This is a genomic window from Nocardia grenadensis (assembly GCF_050942415.1).
Classification (GTDB): Bacteria; Actinomycetota; Actinomycetes; order Mycobacteriales; family Mycobacteriaceae; genus Nocardia; species Nocardia grenadensis.
On the sequence record NZ_CP192054.1, the window covers coordinates 1,694,989 to 1,709,414 of the forward strand.

Below are 14,426 nucleotides of genomic sequence, written 5' to 3' on the forward strand. Positions count from 1 at the left end.
GGCATACTCGAGTTCCGGCGCGGGTTCACTTAGGCTGCCCGCCTGATGTGCACACCACAGATCATTCGAGACCTCCGCGCGACCGCCGACGACGCGCCGGGCTCGGGTCGGCGGGCCTTTCTCCGTGCCGCCGGTGCCGCGGCCGCGCTGGGCGTCGCCGCTCCCGCGGTCCCCGCGCGTGCCGCCAACGGCGGAGTGGTGGATCTGACGCATGCGCTCAGCGCCCGGACTCCTACATGGCCCGGCGTACCACCGTTTTCGATGGTTCCGGTCGCCTGGGAGGCGGCGGGCGGATTCGACCAGAATCTGCTGGCCTACTGGGAGCACACCGGAACACATCTGGACGCGCCGACACACCGTCGCGGCGCGCAGTCCACCGATATGCTCGCGGCGCGTGATCTGGTTGCGCCGCTGGTGGTGATCGATATCAGTGCCCGGGCCGGTTCCGATGCCGATGCGGCGGTGACGCCGGACGATATCGCCGCCTGGGAGACCCGGCACGGCCGGATCCCGGAGCGGGCGTTCGTGGCCATGTACTCCGGCTGGGAACGCCGGCTGGAGGTGCCCGGCGCCTTCCTGAATCTCGATGACCAGGGTGTTCCGCACGCGCCGGGATTCGCCGCCGAGACCGCGGAGTTCCTGGTGCGCGAACGCGCGATCGTGGGTGCGGGCGTGGACACCCTGAGCCTCGACCGGGCGTCCGACCCGGATTTCGGAGCCCATACCGAGATCCTCGACTCCGGCCGCTACGGTGTCGAACTTCTGGTCAACCTGGCCGCGGTCCCACCGGCGGGAGGAACCGTGGTGGTGGGTGCGCCCAAACACGTGGGCGGCACCGGCGGCCCGTGCCGCGTGCTCGCCCTGACCTGAGCCGATTCAGGGCAGGGCGATGGAGAGCCGGTGCCGGAAGACATTGTTCGGGTCCCATTCCGCTTTGACCCGTTGCAGCCGTGGGTAGTTGGCGCCGTAATACAGTGCGTGCCAGGGAGTGCTGGACCGGTTGAATTCCGGGTCGGCCAGATCGGGGTCGGGGTAGTTGATGTAGCTGCCGCCGTTGCGATCGTCGGGGACCGGCACACCACCGGTCGCGGAATACAGCTCGCGGTACAACTGCCGGGCGACCCCGATATGGCGTTCGTCGTCGGCGGGTAGCCGCCAGGCGGCGTGGATGAGCATTTTCATGAACGAGTCGCGTGCCGGTATGGCGGTGGCGTCGGGTGTGACCGCGTTGATCGCACCGCCGAAGGGTAGGAACTCCAGGGCCGATTCGCCGACGAAGGCCGGCGAGACGATATGGCGGTAACAGCTGCGCAGTTGGTCGGTGGTGTATGGCCGGCGCAGGTAGGCCGCCTTGGTCTTGACCCGGGGCGGGTCGTCGGTGCCCGCGTAGTAGACATGCGCGACCGTATCGGCGTAGGTCTTCTCGACGGCCGGCGGGACCGTCGCTCCCGGGACCACCCCGGCACAGACCGTCGCCACGAACTCGTCCACCAGCGCCCGGGCGTCCGGCCCGTCGTCGGCCTGGATGATCAGCATCTCGCCGAATCCGGTCAGGGTGGGCCGGAAGCTGATCGGCGCGTACAGGCCCGCGAACCGGTTCCCGGGCTCGCGGTGGCGCGCGTAGAAATCGAGATAGTTGCCCATGAAGCGGACGAACGACTCCTCGGTGGTGACCGGCAGGGTCAGCTCGGTGCTGAGCATCGAACGCGGCGGCCGGGGGAGCGCGGTCGCCGGATCGGCGCCGTCGGATCCGGGGGATCGCAGCAGGTAACGGGTGACGATCCCGAAATTGCCGCCGCCTCCGCCGGTATGGGCCCACCAGAGGTCTTCGTGCGGCCCGTTCCTGGTCGCCGTCGTCAGTGCGACGCTGCCGTCGCGTGCCACGGTGGCCACCTCCACCCCGTACAGGTGGTCGGCCACCAGACCGTGCCGCCGCGACAGCGGGCCGTACCCGCCGCCGCTGATATGCCCGCCGACCCCGACGGCCCGGCAGATACCGCCCGGTACGGTCACGTTCCAGCGCGCCAGCTCCGTGTACAACTGCTCCAGGGTGAGGCCGGGACCCACCGAGAACGCGCGATGTTCGGCGTCCCAGTCGACGCGGTTCAACCCGCGCAGATCGATCAGTGACCGGGTATCCGCGCTGTCCACGAAATCCTCGAAGCAGTGGCCCCCGGAACGGGCGGCCGGACGCAGGCCGTCCCGTACCGAGTTCGCGAGCGCCGCGCGCACTTCCTCCGCGGTCGCCGGGAGATGGATCCGCTGTGGACGAGCGACGAATCGCCGGTTGTACCCGCGCAGGGTCAGGGCACGGTAGGCGCTCTGACCGGGGAGTACGGCGGGGGCGGCCCGGGCCGGTGTGCGCGGCACGCTCACCGCGGCGGCGCCGAGAGCGGTCGCGGCGAAGAGCTTACGGCGTGACAGCATGCGGACCCCCTGCGTTCGATCCGGCGAATCTGCGTGACCACCCTAGTGCCACCAGCGCTTTCTCGGTCGCATTCCGTACCCGGCGTCGTCGGTCCGGGACAGCCGGGCGGGTAGACAGTGCGCCGCGGCTTGCGCGGGGACACCTCTAGGCTCTATGGTTCATTACATGAGTAATGAACCACTCAACCAGGTAAGGTGAGGGCCCGTGCTCGCGGACGGTAAGCCGCTCTTCCTCCAGATCGCGGAGATGGTCGAGAACTCGATCATCGACGGATCGCTGCCCGAGGAGAGTCAGGCGCCGTCGTCGAACGAGCTCGCGGCCTTCCACCGGATCAACCCGGCGACCGCGGCCAAGGGCCTGAACCAGCTGGTGTCGGACGGGATTCTGTACAAGAAACGAGGGATCGGCATGTTCGTCACCGCCGGTGCGCGCGGTGCGCTGCGGCTGCGGCGCAGAGAACGCTTCGCGCAGCAATACATCGACCCGCTCATTGCCGAGGCGGACAAACTCGGCCTGGGTATCGACGAACTCAAGACCCTGCTCGACCAGCGGGAGGGGACCCAATGAACACCACTTTCATCGACCCGGCGCTCGACAACGAGGTGCTGGCCCGCGCCCGCGGGGTCACCATGCGGTTCGGCTCGGTCACCGCGCTCGACGATGTGACCTTCGATCTGCGCGAGAACACCATCTACGGGCTGCTCGGCCGTAACGGCGCCGGGAAGACCACCCTCATGCAGGTGCTCACCGGACAGCTGTTCCAGACTTCCGGCGAAGTCCGCATCAACGGGGCGGCCCCGCACGAGAACGCCGAAGTACTGCGCTCGGTGTCCTTCATCAAGGAGAGTCAGGCCTACCCGGCCGACTACAAGGTCCGGCATGTGCTCGGCGCGGCACGGCATCTGCTGCCCAACTGGGACGAGGACTTCGCGCGCGAATTGATGCGCGATTTCGATCTGCCCGCCGACCGGAAGGTGAAGAAGCTCTCCCGCGGAATGACCTCCGCGCTCGGGGTCATCGTCGGTCTGGCGTCCCGCGCTCCGCTCACCTTCTTCGACGAACCATATCTCGGCTTGGACGCCGTGGCCCGGCAGCTCTTCTACGACCGCCTACTCGCCGACTACGCCGAGCATCCGCGCACCGTGGTGCTGTCCACCCATCTGATCGACGAGGTCGCCGACCTCCTCGAACACGTCCTGCTCATCGACCGCGGCCGGCTCGTCACCGACGCCTCCGCCGACGAGCTGCGCGATTCGGCCCTCAGCGTCGCCGGACCGACCCCCGATATCGACCGTTTCGTCGCCGGCCGGCCGGAGCTGCGCCGGGAATCGCTGGGCACACAGAGCCGGGTCCGGCTGCGCACTGCCGACCACGCCGAGGACACCCGGCACGCGAAAGCGCTGGGCCTGCTGGTGGAACCGGTCTCACTGCAGCAGCTCATCGTCGAAACCACCCCCGTGCACGGCAAGGAACAGTCATGATCGCCCGCGCCCTCAACGTCTCCCGGATCCACACGGTGGCCTGGCCGCTGCTCCTGGCCTGGCCGCTGGGAATCCTCCTCGCGGCCTTCGCGATCCCGTGGGTGATCTTCGCCCTCGTCGACGCCACCGAAGCGAACACCACCGGCAGCATCTACTCCATCCTCGGCGTGACCATGGCGTTCTATATGGGCGCGATGACCCAGACCTTCCCGTTCGCCCTCGGTCTCGGGGTCACCCGCCGCGACTTCTTCAATGCCACCGCCCTGGTCGGCGCGGTGCAGGTGATCGGAACGGCCCTGCTGCTGTGGGTGCTGGCCATTGTCGAGGACCACACCGACGGGTGGGGTGTGCGGATGAAGATGTTCGGGCTGCCGGGCAGTTTCACCGACAACCGGCTGATCCAGTTGGGCACCTACGCGGCGTTCCTGAGCCTGGTCGCCTGCGTGAGCCTGTTGCTCGGCGCGATCTACCAGCGCTGGCGGGTCACCGGGCTGTTCACCACCGGCGCCGCCTTTCTGCTCGTCGGCGGCCTCGCCGCCATCCTGGTGACCTGGCAGCGCTGGTGGCCCGCGGTGGGTTCCTGGTTCGCCGATACACCCCGGGTGGTGCCGATGGTGGTGCTGCCTGCGGTGGTCGCGCTGGCCGCGCTGATCGGGGCGTGGGCGGCGATCCGCCGGGCCACCGCCTGACCGCACCCGTCCCAGGCCCTGTCCGCGACCGGCGGACAGGGCTCTGTCGTTTCCGGATCGGTCAGTCCGCGCCCGGCCGGTCCACCCGCCGGGTGAACGTGGTTTCGAAATGCCGCCAGGCGGTCTGGGGTGGTACCGGCGCCGACGGATCGGCGACCGCGGTGAGCAGGCCCACCAGTGCCCACGACACCGTGGTGACCATGAGGTCATCGGCGGGGAGGCCCGGCTGCTCGGCGATATGCTCCCGCAGGATCGTCGCCATACTCTGCCGGTAGCCGCGTAACGCGGTCGCCGACGCCTTCGGGCCCACCAGCGGTCGGTACACCTCGGGATAACCGGCGGCCAGGTCGAGCATCACCCGCACCGGAGCCCACGGTCCCCGATCCGCGGAGCGGGCGATCTCCTTGCGTAGGTGCTCGGCGCAACTCACCACGAGCAGCTCGTCCTTGTCACGGTAGTGGGCGTAGAAGGTCGAGCGGCCCACATCGGCCCGGGCGATCACGTCGCTCACGGTGATGCGGTCGTAGGGGCGCTGCATCATCAACTCGATGAGCGCCCGGTGCAGGGCGTCCCGGGTACGGCGGACCCGACGGTCCGGTGTTTGCATAGCCACGCCTCCCATACTCGATGCTCGCCGGGACGGTTCCGCCGAATCTGTGCGGAAACGGACGGATCCGGCGGAACTGATTCTGGTCGAGAGCCGGCGAGGTCGCGACGATCAATCCATGACATCGGAACAGCAAGTACGCACCCCTATGTTCGTCGACGAACCGGAAACCGGCCTCATTCTTTCGGGGCTGCGACGATACAACCTCTTCACCACGGTCTTCTTCCTCGGGCGACAGAGCCGACTACTGGATGGAATCGTCTCCCACAGTGGTCTGCGAGAAGGTGAAGACGCACTGGATATCGGCTGCGGACCGGGCACGCTGGTTCGCGTCCTGGGCCGGCGAGTAGGGCCGCGTGGCAGCGCCACCGGTGTCGATCCTTCCGCGGTGGCGATCGCCCACAACCGGCGGCGCGACCCGCACAATCGCTACCTCCGCTCCACCGCCCAGGAACTCGCGCTGCCGGACGCGGCATTCGACGTGGTCACCTGTACTTTCGTGATGCACCATATTCCTGAACGGTATCGGCGGGCGGCGCTGGCGGAGATGTGGAGAGTGTTGCGGCCGGGTGGAAGGCTGGTGCTCGCGGACGCATATCCGTCCGGGCTGCTGCGGGCGGTTTTCACCCGAAGTAATCGAATCCGGCGGAAGGGATCGGCCGACCCGTTCGCGGCCGTGGATATCCACCGGTACTCGCCGGTTCTGCGTGAACTCGGCTTTACGGAGCCGGAATTCATCGCGGACCTACCCAATACCGGCCTCCTGATATCGGTCAGGCGCGAGGAACCGTAGCGGAATCCGATATCTTCGCCGACCCCGGGATATCGGGCAGCACTCTCGCCATACTTTCTTCGTCGTGGGCCGCAACGCAGTGCTGACATCTACCCGTCCGATCGGTGGTCCCGGTCATCGACGGGTTGCTCCCATGAGGGCGTGCCGTAGACATTCAATTTATCCACCCCGAGCCCTGCGGAGTAGCCCAAACCGACCCCGGAGTATCGAAAGGTGGCACCGCTCGACTCCGCGGCTCGGACGAGAGCGTCGACGGCATCTGTGGTGCCGTGATGACGGGAAGCAAGCATACGTACGAGACTCGACAGGTCCTGGTCCCGCCGCGCGATCGTATAGAGGGTGAAGGTGCGGGGTGTGCAGCACACGAAGTAGTCGTGCTCGTGGAACCTCGCCGCATCCACCCCGCAGGAAACGAGTTCGGAGAGCAGCTCCCATGCCGGTTCCCCGAAGTACCGGACCAATTTCATCGGAAAGGCGACATCGTTGTACCGGGCCCGCAGGTAGATCTTGGGGGTCACCTTCCCCTGTGCATCGACTTCGATCGCGGCACCGACGGGCCGGATGACCTTCTCCTGCTGAGGTATCGGCACCAAACCCTCGAACCCCGTGCGCGCACTGGCCCATCGGTGAAGCCCTCCCGCTACGCCTGCCGGGTTTCCGTACACCTTCAGGCCCGCCGCGCGCCGTGGTAGTGAGGCATGGTGGACGATTCCCAGCCACGTCACCAGCCGATGCCGTGCAGAAACGTGCTCCGGCGCGGGATACATCGAGATGACGAAGTCACACAGCTGATCTGCCAGCGTCTCGGTTCCACCCGGCAAGTAGGCGACAAGGTCTTGTATCGTCGCGAGCTGACCGGTGACTCGTGCGCTGAAATCCTGTGTATTCGTTGCGGTTTCGGTGACGTAGCGAATTGCGGGGTGGAAACCCCCCAGTCCGCCCGTAACGCTGGCCTCGAATGGAAGACCGGAGATGGTGAGTGTGCTGGCCCGCTGGCCGTCGGCTCTCCGCTCGTTCAATTCTCCTCCCGAGGCGCGTTCGATGATCTCCCGGATCAGCGTCGGGTCGTAGTCCCGCACCACTCGGCCGGCCAGATCCACCAAAAACTTCGCGGCAGCGGTGGTGCTCACCGTGGTCGGTCCGCTCGGGCGGGCTGCCCCCCGGGCTCTCGGGCGCACGTGTCAACGATTGCGGTGGAGATAAGCGGCGGCTTGTGCGAGTGGTAGGTGCGCATTCACATGTTCCAATCGATGTATTGACCGAAGTTGTGCGAGCCGATTCAGGTCCGGCCCGTAGAACTGCTCGCCCAGTGAGGCGTCGAGGTAGTGGGTGCCGTAGAGGTAGGGCCGTCCCCCTAGATCGCGACACTGCTGGGAGAGCTCATGGAATACGAGTCGGGTTTCGGTAATGGTGTGCGGATCGCGGTCGACCGAGGTATAGAGTCCCAGCCCGATCGAGACAGGAGCATCACCCGCCGGGGCGAAGGCGAATGGGACAGCATTCAGCGGACGGCGAATGATCAGGACGTACAACATTGTGAGGACACGATCGAGAGGAGGGCGGTGTCGGAGGGTTTCGACCGCTGCTACCAGCTGAGTGAACCGTCCCGCCGGTACGGTGAAATCGGTCCAGAGGTGAACTCGGTCCTTGGTGGCGGCGACCGGCCGGTTGTGGGATCGGCCGCTGTGTGGCCGAGTGCGCACTATGTCGCAGTTCTCCGCCCGGCATAGCGGACGTTCGTGAGTGCGCCGACCCACGACCGACGAGAGGACGCCCGCACGCAGGGAGGCGCAGTAGATATCGATGTCATCGCGTAGTGCGATGTCCTCGGCCTCCTCGGCGAGGTCGGTGGTCGTGCGGTGAAAGGTCCGGTGGACGTGCGTGTAGGGGAGAAGCGGTACGGTGCGCAGCACCACCTGTTCGATCAGCCCGACGGTACCGAACCCGCCGAGGGCGAAACGAAACAGCTCCGGACATTCGGTACGTGAGCACCAGCGGCTGACTCCCGTGCCGTCGATCAGCTGGATCCGCTCCACCTGATCGACCTGCATACCATATTTCACCGAACCGACGCCGACACCACCGGCCGACAGGGTACCGCCGACAGAAACCGACAGATGGTCGGTCAGGACCGGGGCCGACCTGCCCCGGTCGTTGAGGTACCGCTCGAGGCCGGACCAACTCGCCCAGGCGGGTGCTTCCGTCAGCGTCTCGCTGTGATCGCGTACCTGCCGGGCCGCGCTCTCGGGTGAATAGACGACGAGTAGTTCACCGTTGGTGACGGTCTGCCCATCGCAGGAATGCCCGGCGCCGCGCAACGTCAATGGTCGACCGGATCCGAGTAACGGTGCGGAGAACGCGGTGGGCATGCGGTGTACGGCTGCGGGAACCGCACGCCGAAGTCCACCGAAGTCGGTGGTGAGATCGTCGATCGCTACCTGCTGTGAACTCATTGCGTCACCTCAACCAAATCACTACCCGAGCATTACTTCTTCCCATCGCTGGGGGTTGTGGTCGGTCGGGGCGGCTCCGCCGGTTAATCTCTGAAGGAGTTCGTGGTGTGCCGGTATCCGGATGTGAGCCCACCCACGCACTTCTGGTCGTGGTCATTGCTGGTCGGCTTGCCGCTGGTGGAGCCACTGGAACCGGTGCGTTGCGGCTCGGGCGGCGAGTGAGTGAGGGTCAATGAGAGATGTCCACCCCAACGTACGTGTCGCGCTGGACATGTCGCGTGAGCTGCGGCACCGGATCGCCGCAGTCCGTGAGCGAGTCGACGAGATCGTTGCCCGCCGTCCATCCCCGAGTGGCCTTGTCATTCCGGAGGTCGATGCGTTCGGACGGTTGATGGACCTGTATCTGGCGCCCGGGACCTGTGCCCGATTCGACAACCGGGAACTGGCCGCCGAAATCATTGCCGCGATCTCCGAGAGTCTGCAGGATGCGCGCCGCCAGTACGAGTTCGCTATGAACGACGTCGCCAGCTTGCCGCGTCCGCTCGCGGAGATGACCCGGGAATGGCAGGCGAAAACCGATCTGGATCGGCCGTTCCCCAACTTTGGGAAGCCGGAACAATGAGTCTCGGATAGTCGGCGGGAGGAACTAGTGGAGTATGCCGTATCTGGACATCGAGCCGGAGGAACTGCGCAGGAAGGCTGAGCAGCACGCCCGGGTTGCCGCGAACATTCGCAAGTGGGGTGAAATCCCGCATGACTGGCTCGCTACGTTCGCGGACGCATACGGTACTATCGCCGATCCGGTGCGTGCCGCCCTCGTGGACTACTACAACAGGAGGCACGAGAGGGCGGAACGCCGTGCCGCCAAACATGACCGGGCCCGTGAAGAATTGCTCGCGGGGGCAATCGCACTCGAGCAAGCAGACCAGAGTAGTGGGCGTCGGGTCGATCGAGCAGGCGCAGGCATCGAGGCACCTCCCGTCCACGCTGCGCCGAACACCCCCGTTGTTCCCGTTCCTCCCCTGGGCGCCGGTCCGGTTGCGGCGCCGGCACACACGACGACAACAGGGTCTCCGTCCACCGCCGCACGGCACAGCCCGGGGCCGCCCGGCGGGGTCGAACACGGACCCGGTCCGATCGGACCCCGCCCTCAACAGCCTGTCGCGGGCGTACCGGGCGACTTCGCGCCGCCGCCGCGAGTTGCCGTGCCCTTCGTCGCAGATGCCCCGCGCGATGCCGGGCCGTTCACCGCTTCCGAGCAACTCTCCGCCGCAACAGCTCCGGGTGCGCCCCGGGTGGTCTACGCATCCGAGGCGGGTCCCGTGGAAGCGGCGGGAGCAGGGAACGCGGTTGGCGCAGTGCCTGTGCAGTCGGCCCTGGCGCCGCTTCCGGAGGTCGTGGCCGGCAGCGGGGCGGACTCCTCGTCCACGATGCCTCAACCTCTCGCGACCGGCCCGCTCGCCGCGGCTGTCCACCCGGAAAGCGCGAGGAAGGCATTACCGTCGCTGGTGGTAGGCGAGCGGGACGATGAGGATCTGGAACTGGCCCGCACCCTGCTGGCCGCTACTCTTGCAGCAGTCGCTGATACCACCCACGGCCTGGACTGGGCCGTCGCGGTGTTACGCACGCCCGGTGGACCGGTGATTCTGCTGACCTCCAACGAGGGCCGCGGTTGGCTTCCGCCCGGTTTGTTCCTACCGTCGGAGGTTGCCCTGCCCTGGAGATGGGCACCGGCTTTCGGTCGACTGGCGCGCAGAGCGACTGCCGGCATGGAAGGAACCGCCGACCCGGCCCGGATGCTCGCCGAGTTCGGTCGGTTCGTCAGCCGTCCCGGGGCGATTCGTATCAGTGCCTTGGCCTCTTCCGGGGAGCTCGCCGACGACCTGCGTGCCGACCTCGTCAGGGAGGGCGCGGAGATGGCGGACCTGGTTTCCGCTGCCGAGTCGGCGGTAGATCTCACGTCGCCCGGTGACGGACTGGTCGATCGGCTCGCGTTGGCGGGATCCGACGAGTCGCAGCGATTGGCCGCGGCGGTACCCGCGGCACATATGAGAGCGAAATGCCTCGAGCTGGCACGCGCTGCGGAAAACAGGCTCAGGGCCGTTGTTCCCGGCGGCCACGGAGAGACGGCGACGTCCCGTGTGCGGCGGCAGCGCATCCTCGATGAGCTGCACGCCGGTCGGCCGGTTCCTGTCGAATGGTGGGATCGGCTCCGCGTGGAGAACTCCACCATGGCGGTCGCCGCGGCGGCGCGGAGGGTCGACGTGTCCCATATCCCCGTCGGTGGTGTTCCCCAGGACCTGCCCGGCGCGGCAGCCGTGCGAAGTTCGGCTCTCGAGCGTCGTGCCAACGAATTGTTGCTGCTACTGGTCCGGGGCGAGCCCGATAGGCAGATGCTCCGTGACGTGATCTACACCTACGATCAGATCGTTGAGCACCCTTTGTCGCAGGAACCGCGGGTGGCCGTGCCGGAGGTATTCGGCGCTGTTCCGGCGGTAGTGGATGCGGGGTCGACGCGTGGTTTCGGTGCCGCCGCCGGCGATACCGGCCTCTCCGTCCCGCATGAGTCGCTCTCGTCCCGTGTCGAACCGGGGTCTGGCGCGCCCGTTCCTTATAGCCCTGCCGAACAGAGGAGGTCCCGATGACCAAGGTGGACGACGCTGTCGGCCTGATCGAGCGACACTACAATGTCGGCACCTGGGATTCTGTCGGTTTCCAGGACAACCAGGCGAAAGAAGCGTTGGACGCGCTCGCCGGCCTGAGTGCGGATGAGTTCGAGGAAGCCTTCGGGCAGTTGGATTTCAGGCACTCGGATAGCTATAAATGGGATGTAAGAGAACAGCTCGTTCACGATGCCGGTGATCTGAAGGACGACCCGAAGTATAGGGATATCATTACGGCACTCGAAACCGACAACCCGAAACCGGTAATCGATGCCAAGCGTGAAGAAGAAACACCCAAGTTCGGCGATTACGGGTACGAAAGGCGTGACGAGAAAGAACACCTGCACTGGGTCGATCTCTATCAGCCGAAAGGTGCCAGTCCGACACTGATAGAAATGATCGAGGACACCGAGTTCACTATGCAGTGGGGCTTCGATACTCTCGGCGCCCGAAATCCCAAGGCTGCTCCGGACTTCACCAATTTGCTCGATAGCGACCAGGTTACGACTCCGGAGGGGTGGGCGCGGCTCCTCAAAGAGCATGACGAGGTGAAGCAGCAGCTCGAGGATCGGCAGGAGGAAGCGACGGCGGGCCTCAAGGGGGTGAAGGTGAACACCGAAGACTCGGCAGTACTCAAGTCGGACACGTTCAAGAAACTCAAGGCGATCAAGGACGAACTCAACGAGCACCTACGGTTCGAACCGGACGACCTCACGCGAGACGGTGACACTCTGACGGAGAGTTCCGGTGGTCCCCCCACGTCCGAAATGCAGGTACCCGTCTATGTCAAGAACACCGACGAAGACAGTCCGCTGCACGGCAAGTTCGTTCTAACTCCCGAGGCCGAACGGCGATATTACGTAAGACCTCTCGAAGAGGCCGCCGAGAAGTGGGAGGAAGAATACGCCAAAGCGACCAAGGAGTTCCAGAAAAAGGCCGAAGATATCGATCATGGAGACGATGACCGCGGAGGCGATGGCGGCCGAGATACCGGAGACGAAGATACCGGAGACGGAGATACCGGAAACAGGCGTAACGGCGGTGACGGGGGCGGTGATCCCGACCTCGGCGGTTCCAACGATACAAGCAACGACCAGGATGCCGGCCAGGCTACGAATGCGAACGCCGCACTCGAGGATCTCGACAAGCAGTTTTCAACCATCTTGGGAGATTCCACGCAGGATGTCGGCGCCACCGGAACCGATAGCGACAGTACCGGTCTGACCGCGGCGTCCGGCGAGGATGAGAAAAGCGACCTGAAGAGCATGGTCGAGAAGTACCTCAACGAGGGCACCGGTTCCGAAGGCGGTTCCGGTGTGGCCCAGGCGCAGCAACCCGCGGCGCAAACGGCCGGCGGTGGCGGCGGTATGGATATGTCGTCGATGATTATGCCGGCAATGCTGGCGAGCGCGCTGCCCAACATGCTCAACCGAGGTAACAACAACAATAACAACGACAGGGACGCCGACAAGCGGGACGAGGACCGCCGGGACCGGGATCAGCCGGCTCCGGGCCCCGGCCAGCAATCCCCGGGTGTGGCAGCCACGCCGGGACAACCCACGAACGCGCAACCCGCCGTCGCACCCCCTACCGACACCGGTACGCCTCCCGTGATGGGCGCCCCGGGCGCGGGGGTGGATCCCAAACTCACCGGCCCGGACGGCAAACCGCTGACCGGAGCGGACGGCAAACCGCTGAAGGTGCCCCAGCCCGTGGCGGAGGCGTTGACGCACCAGAATGGGAATCCGGCGATCAATGCGAGTACGGCCTACGAGGGGACGGTGGCGGCGCAGACCCCGGAAAGGCCATGGGCGATCGTGGACGGCACGCCGAACACCGGCGATGTGATCGCCTGGGAGAGGCACAGCGCGGTCCTGATCAACAATGGGGCCGGGCTGTTCTACATCGAGAACGGGCAGGTGGTCGCGCTGGACCAGACCAACCTGGACAACGCCCAGTACGGCAAATTCCAGAACTTCCTGCACCCGAGTGGGCTGGACGCCGCCAGTGCGACCCCGGCGGCCCCGGAGTCACCGGGACTGCCGGAACCGAAGGTCACCCAGTCACAGCCGCCGGCGCCTCCCGCGGTGCAGGCGCCCAAGGAACCCCAGGCGACCTGAGTCTGTGCCGAACCGCCCGGAGGTTTCCGGTCCCGCTCCCAGGGGCCGGAAACCTCCGGCGGTGAATGCTAGTCTCCGCTGAGTTCGCCGGAGGGAGACTGTCATCAACGCGCTGTTGCTCGTCGTGCTGATCATCGTGCTCGTCGGTGCGGGTGTCGCGCTGTATCTGCTCGTCCGGAAGAAGGACGAGCCGGCCGCGCCGACCGGTCCGGTCGACCCGTTCGCCGATAAGGACTCCGATGCGCTGCGCGGTGATCCGCGGGCGCTGAAGGCCGGGGATATCGTCGATATCTTCGGCGAAACCTATACCGTCCGTGGTTCGCTGCGCCTGAAAGAAGGCGGATACCAGTGGAGTGAACATCTGCTGGATACCGCCGGGGGCACACGCAGATGGCTGTCGGTGGAGGAGGATCCGGATCTGGAGCTGGTGCTCTGGACGGAGACACCGGGGGTTCCGACGGCCGGGGGCAACGAGCTCGAGTACGACGGGAAAACCTTCCGGCTCGACGAGTCGGGAAGCGCCCGATACATCAGCGAGGCGACCACCGGTCTCACGCCCTCGGGCACCGTCGCCTATCACGACTACGCCGCCGCGGACGGTACCCGGCTCTCGTTCGAGGATTTCGGTGAATCGGGCAAAAAGGAAGCGGCGATCGGGCAGGTGCTGTACCGGAGTGCGATTATGATCTACCCGCAGTCGTCGAACTGAGCGATAGCTGCGGCACCGGAGGGACTGTGCGCCGGACGGGGGAAGGTTTGCTGTGAGTCGTAGGTCCTGGCTGTTCGCTGTGTGTGTCGTGATTCTCACGGTGGTGCTGTCCGGATGCGGGTCCGATGACGACGACGCCGGTGTCCGGTCCTATATCGGGTCGCACTACACGCGCGCGCCGCAGCTCGACGAAGCGAACAACGGGGTGGCGTATACGTCCGACAGGTCACCGACGGCGACGGCCGACGACATCACCGAGGGGGTACGCCAGCTGGACCGGCGCACCGCCGGCGCCACCACCTACCTGCAGTACCGGGACGACATCATCGCGATCTCCCCGAACGGTACCGGGGCCAAGGTCCTGCTGGACGACTACCGGACGGGGCACCGGCGGCATCACAGTGCGGTCGGTGTCTTCGGCTGGCCCAGCGACAACACCGGCTTCCGTGGCGGCGGTCCCGGCGACGGAAAGTAGCCGCCGTC

At 66.2% G+C, this 14,426-nt stretch carries 14 protein-coding genes; 10 read left to right on the forward strand and 4 right to left on the reverse strand.

Annotated elements, in window-relative coordinates:
• Positions 1–45 precede the first annotated feature (45 nt).
• Positions 46–870, forward strand: coding sequence for a cyclase family protein (locus ACQPYS_RS07645; protein WP_433492118.1), 825 nt, complete (start codon positions 46–48; stop codon positions 868–870).
• Positions 871–876: 6 nt separating this feature from the next.
• Here ACQPYS_RS07645 and ACQPYS_RS07650 read toward each other — a convergent pair whose 3' ends face one another.
• On the reverse strand, positions 877–2,427 hold the full coding sequence (locus ACQPYS_RS07650) for an FAD-binding oxidoreductase (protein ID WP_433492119.1): 1,551 nt from the start codon (positions 2,425–2,427) through the stop codon (positions 877–879).
• 247 nt (positions 2,428–2,674) lie between these two features.
• Between ACQPYS_RS07650 and ACQPYS_RS07655 the strand changes: the two genes are divergently transcribed.
• Genes ACQPYS_RS07655 through ACQPYS_RS07665 form a run of 3 tightly spaced genes read left to right on the forward strand, consistent with a single transcriptional unit; the run spans position 2,675 to position 4,598 of the window.
• On the forward strand, positions 2,675–2,995 hold the full coding sequence (locus ACQPYS_RS07655; RefSeq protein ID WP_431938806.1) for a GntR family transcriptional regulator: 321 nt from the start codon (positions 2,675–2,677) through the stop codon (positions 2,993–2,995).
• Positions 2,992–3,909: an ABC transporter ATP-binding protein gene (locus ACQPYS_RS07660; protein WP_433492120.1), complete on the forward strand. Its 918-nt coding sequence runs from the start codon at positions 2,992–2,994 to the stop codon at positions 3,907–3,909. The genes ACQPYS_RS07655 and ACQPYS_RS07660 overlap by 4 nt, the downstream gene beginning before the upstream one ends.
• The gene (locus ACQPYS_RS07665) at positions 3,906–4,598 is read left to right on the forward strand and encodes an ABC transporter permease (protein WP_431938555.1); all 693 of its coding nucleotides are present in this window, start codon (positions 3,906–3,908) and stop codon (positions 4,596–4,598) included. The genes ACQPYS_RS07660 and ACQPYS_RS07665 overlap by 4 nt, the downstream gene beginning before the upstream one ends.
• A 61-nt stretch (positions 4,599–4,659) precedes the next feature.
• Here the strand turns inward: ACQPYS_RS07665 and ACQPYS_RS07670 are convergent, their stop codons facing one another.
• Positions 4,660–5,205: a TetR/AcrR family transcriptional regulator gene (locus ACQPYS_RS07670; protein WP_433492991.1), complete on the reverse strand. Its 546-nt coding sequence runs from the start codon at positions 5,203–5,205 to the stop codon at positions 4,660–4,662.
• Between the two features lie 118 nt (positions 5,206–5,323).
• Here ACQPYS_RS07670 and ACQPYS_RS07675 point away from each other — a divergent pair, with 118 nt between their 5' ends.
• Entirely contained in the window at positions 5,324–5,998 is a 675-nt protein-coding gene (locus ACQPYS_RS07675; protein ID WP_433492121.1) for a class I SAM-dependent methyltransferase, read from the forward strand.
• 89 nt (positions 5,999–6,087) lie between these two features.
• Here the strand turns inward: ACQPYS_RS07675 and ACQPYS_RS07680 are convergent, their stop codons facing one another.
• Both ACQPYS_RS07680 and ACQPYS_RS07685 read right to left on the reverse strand, forming a co-directional pair.
• On the reverse strand, positions 6,088–7,128 hold the full coding sequence (locus tag ACQPYS_RS07680; protein ID WP_433492122.1) for a hypothetical protein: 1,041 nt from the start codon (positions 7,126–7,128) through the stop codon (positions 6,088–6,090).
• Positions 7,129–7,179: 51 nt separating this feature from the next.
• On the reverse strand, positions 7,180–8,451 hold the full coding sequence (locus tag ACQPYS_RS07685) for an FAD-binding protein (protein WP_433492123.1): 1,272 nt from the start codon (positions 8,449–8,451) through the stop codon (positions 7,180–7,182).
• Positions 8,452–8,683: 232 nt separating this feature from the next.
• Here ACQPYS_RS07685 and ACQPYS_RS07690 point away from each other — a divergent pair, with 232 nt between their 5' ends.
• The 5 genes from ACQPYS_RS07690 to ACQPYS_RS07710 all read left to right on the forward strand — a co-directional run bounded on the left by ACQPYS_RS07690 (position 8,684) and on the right by ACQPYS_RS07710 (position 14,418).
• Positions 8,684–9,073 (forward strand): hypothetical protein, encoded by a 390-nt coding sequence (locus ACQPYS_RS07690; RefSeq protein ID WP_433492124.1) that lies wholly within the window; start codon positions 8,684–8,686, stop codon positions 9,071–9,073.
• Between the two features lie 34 nt (positions 9,074–9,107).
• A complete protein-coding gene (locus tag ACQPYS_RS07695; protein WP_433492125.1) occupies positions 9,108–11,096 on the forward strand; it encodes a type VII secretion target in 1,989 nt (662 codons plus the stop codon).
• The gene (locus ACQPYS_RS07700; RefSeq protein WP_433492126.1) at positions 11,093–13,234 is read left to right on the forward strand and encodes a hypothetical protein; all 2,142 of its coding nucleotides are present in this window, start codon (positions 11,093–11,095) and stop codon (positions 13,232–13,234) included. The genes ACQPYS_RS07695 and ACQPYS_RS07700 overlap by 4 nt, the downstream gene beginning before the upstream one ends.
• A 124-nt stretch (positions 13,235–13,358) precedes the next feature.
• Positions 13,359–13,943 (forward strand): DUF4178 domain-containing protein, encoded by a 585-nt coding sequence (locus tag ACQPYS_RS07705; RefSeq protein ID WP_431938803.1) that lies wholly within the window; start codon positions 13,359–13,361, stop codon positions 13,941–13,943.
• Positions 13,944–13,995: 52 nt separating this feature from the next.
• Entirely contained in the window at positions 13,996–14,418 is a 423-nt protein-coding gene (locus tag ACQPYS_RS07710; RefSeq protein ID WP_433492127.1) for a DUF4247 domain-containing protein, read from the forward strand.
• The last annotated feature ends 8 nt before the right edge of the window (positions 14,419–14,426 follow it).

Excerpts from the sequence above, each read along its gene's own strand:
- ACQPYS_RS07645 (WP_433492118.1), top strand. The coding sequence starts at position 46 with ATGTGCACACCACAGATCATTCGAGACCTCCGCGCGACCGCCGACGAC.
- ACQPYS_RS07650 (WP_433492119.1), bottom strand. The coding sequence starts at position 2,427 with ATGCTGTCACGCCGTAAGCTCTTCGCCGCGACCGCTCTCGGCGCCGCC.
- ACQPYS_RS07655 (WP_431938806.1), top strand. The coding sequence starts at position 2,675 with ATGGTCGAGAACTCGATCATCGACGGATCGCTGCCCGAGGAGAGTCAG.
- ACQPYS_RS07660 (WP_433492120.1), top strand. The coding sequence starts at position 2,992 with ATGAACACCACTTTCATCGACCCGGCGCTCGACAACGAGGTGCTGGCC.
- ACQPYS_RS07665 (WP_431938555.1), top strand. The coding sequence starts at position 3,906 with ATGATCGCCCGCGCCCTCAACGTCTCCCGGATCCACACGGTGGCCTGG.
- ACQPYS_RS07670 (WP_433492991.1), bottom strand. The coding sequence starts at position 5,205 with ATGCAAACACCGGACCGTCGGGTCCGCCGTACCCGGGACGCCCTGCAC.
- ACQPYS_RS07675 (WP_433492121.1), top strand. The coding sequence starts at position 5,324 with ATGACATCGGAACAGCAAGTACGCACCCCTATGTTCGTCGACGAACCG.
- ACQPYS_RS07685 (WP_433492123.1), bottom strand. The coding sequence starts at position 8,451 with ATGAGTTCACAGCAGGTAGCGATCGACGATCTCACCACCGACTTCGGT.
- ACQPYS_RS07690 (WP_433492124.1), top strand. The coding sequence starts at position 8,684 with ATGAGAGATGTCCACCCCAACGTACGTGTCGCGCTGGACATGTCGCGT.
- ACQPYS_RS07695 (WP_433492125.1), top strand. The coding sequence starts at position 9,108 with ATGCCGTATCTGGACATCGAGCCGGAGGAACTGCGCAGGAAGGCTGAG.
- ACQPYS_RS07700 (WP_433492126.1), top strand. The coding sequence starts at position 11,093 with ATGACCAAGGTGGACGACGCTGTCGGCCTGATCGAGCGACACTACAAT.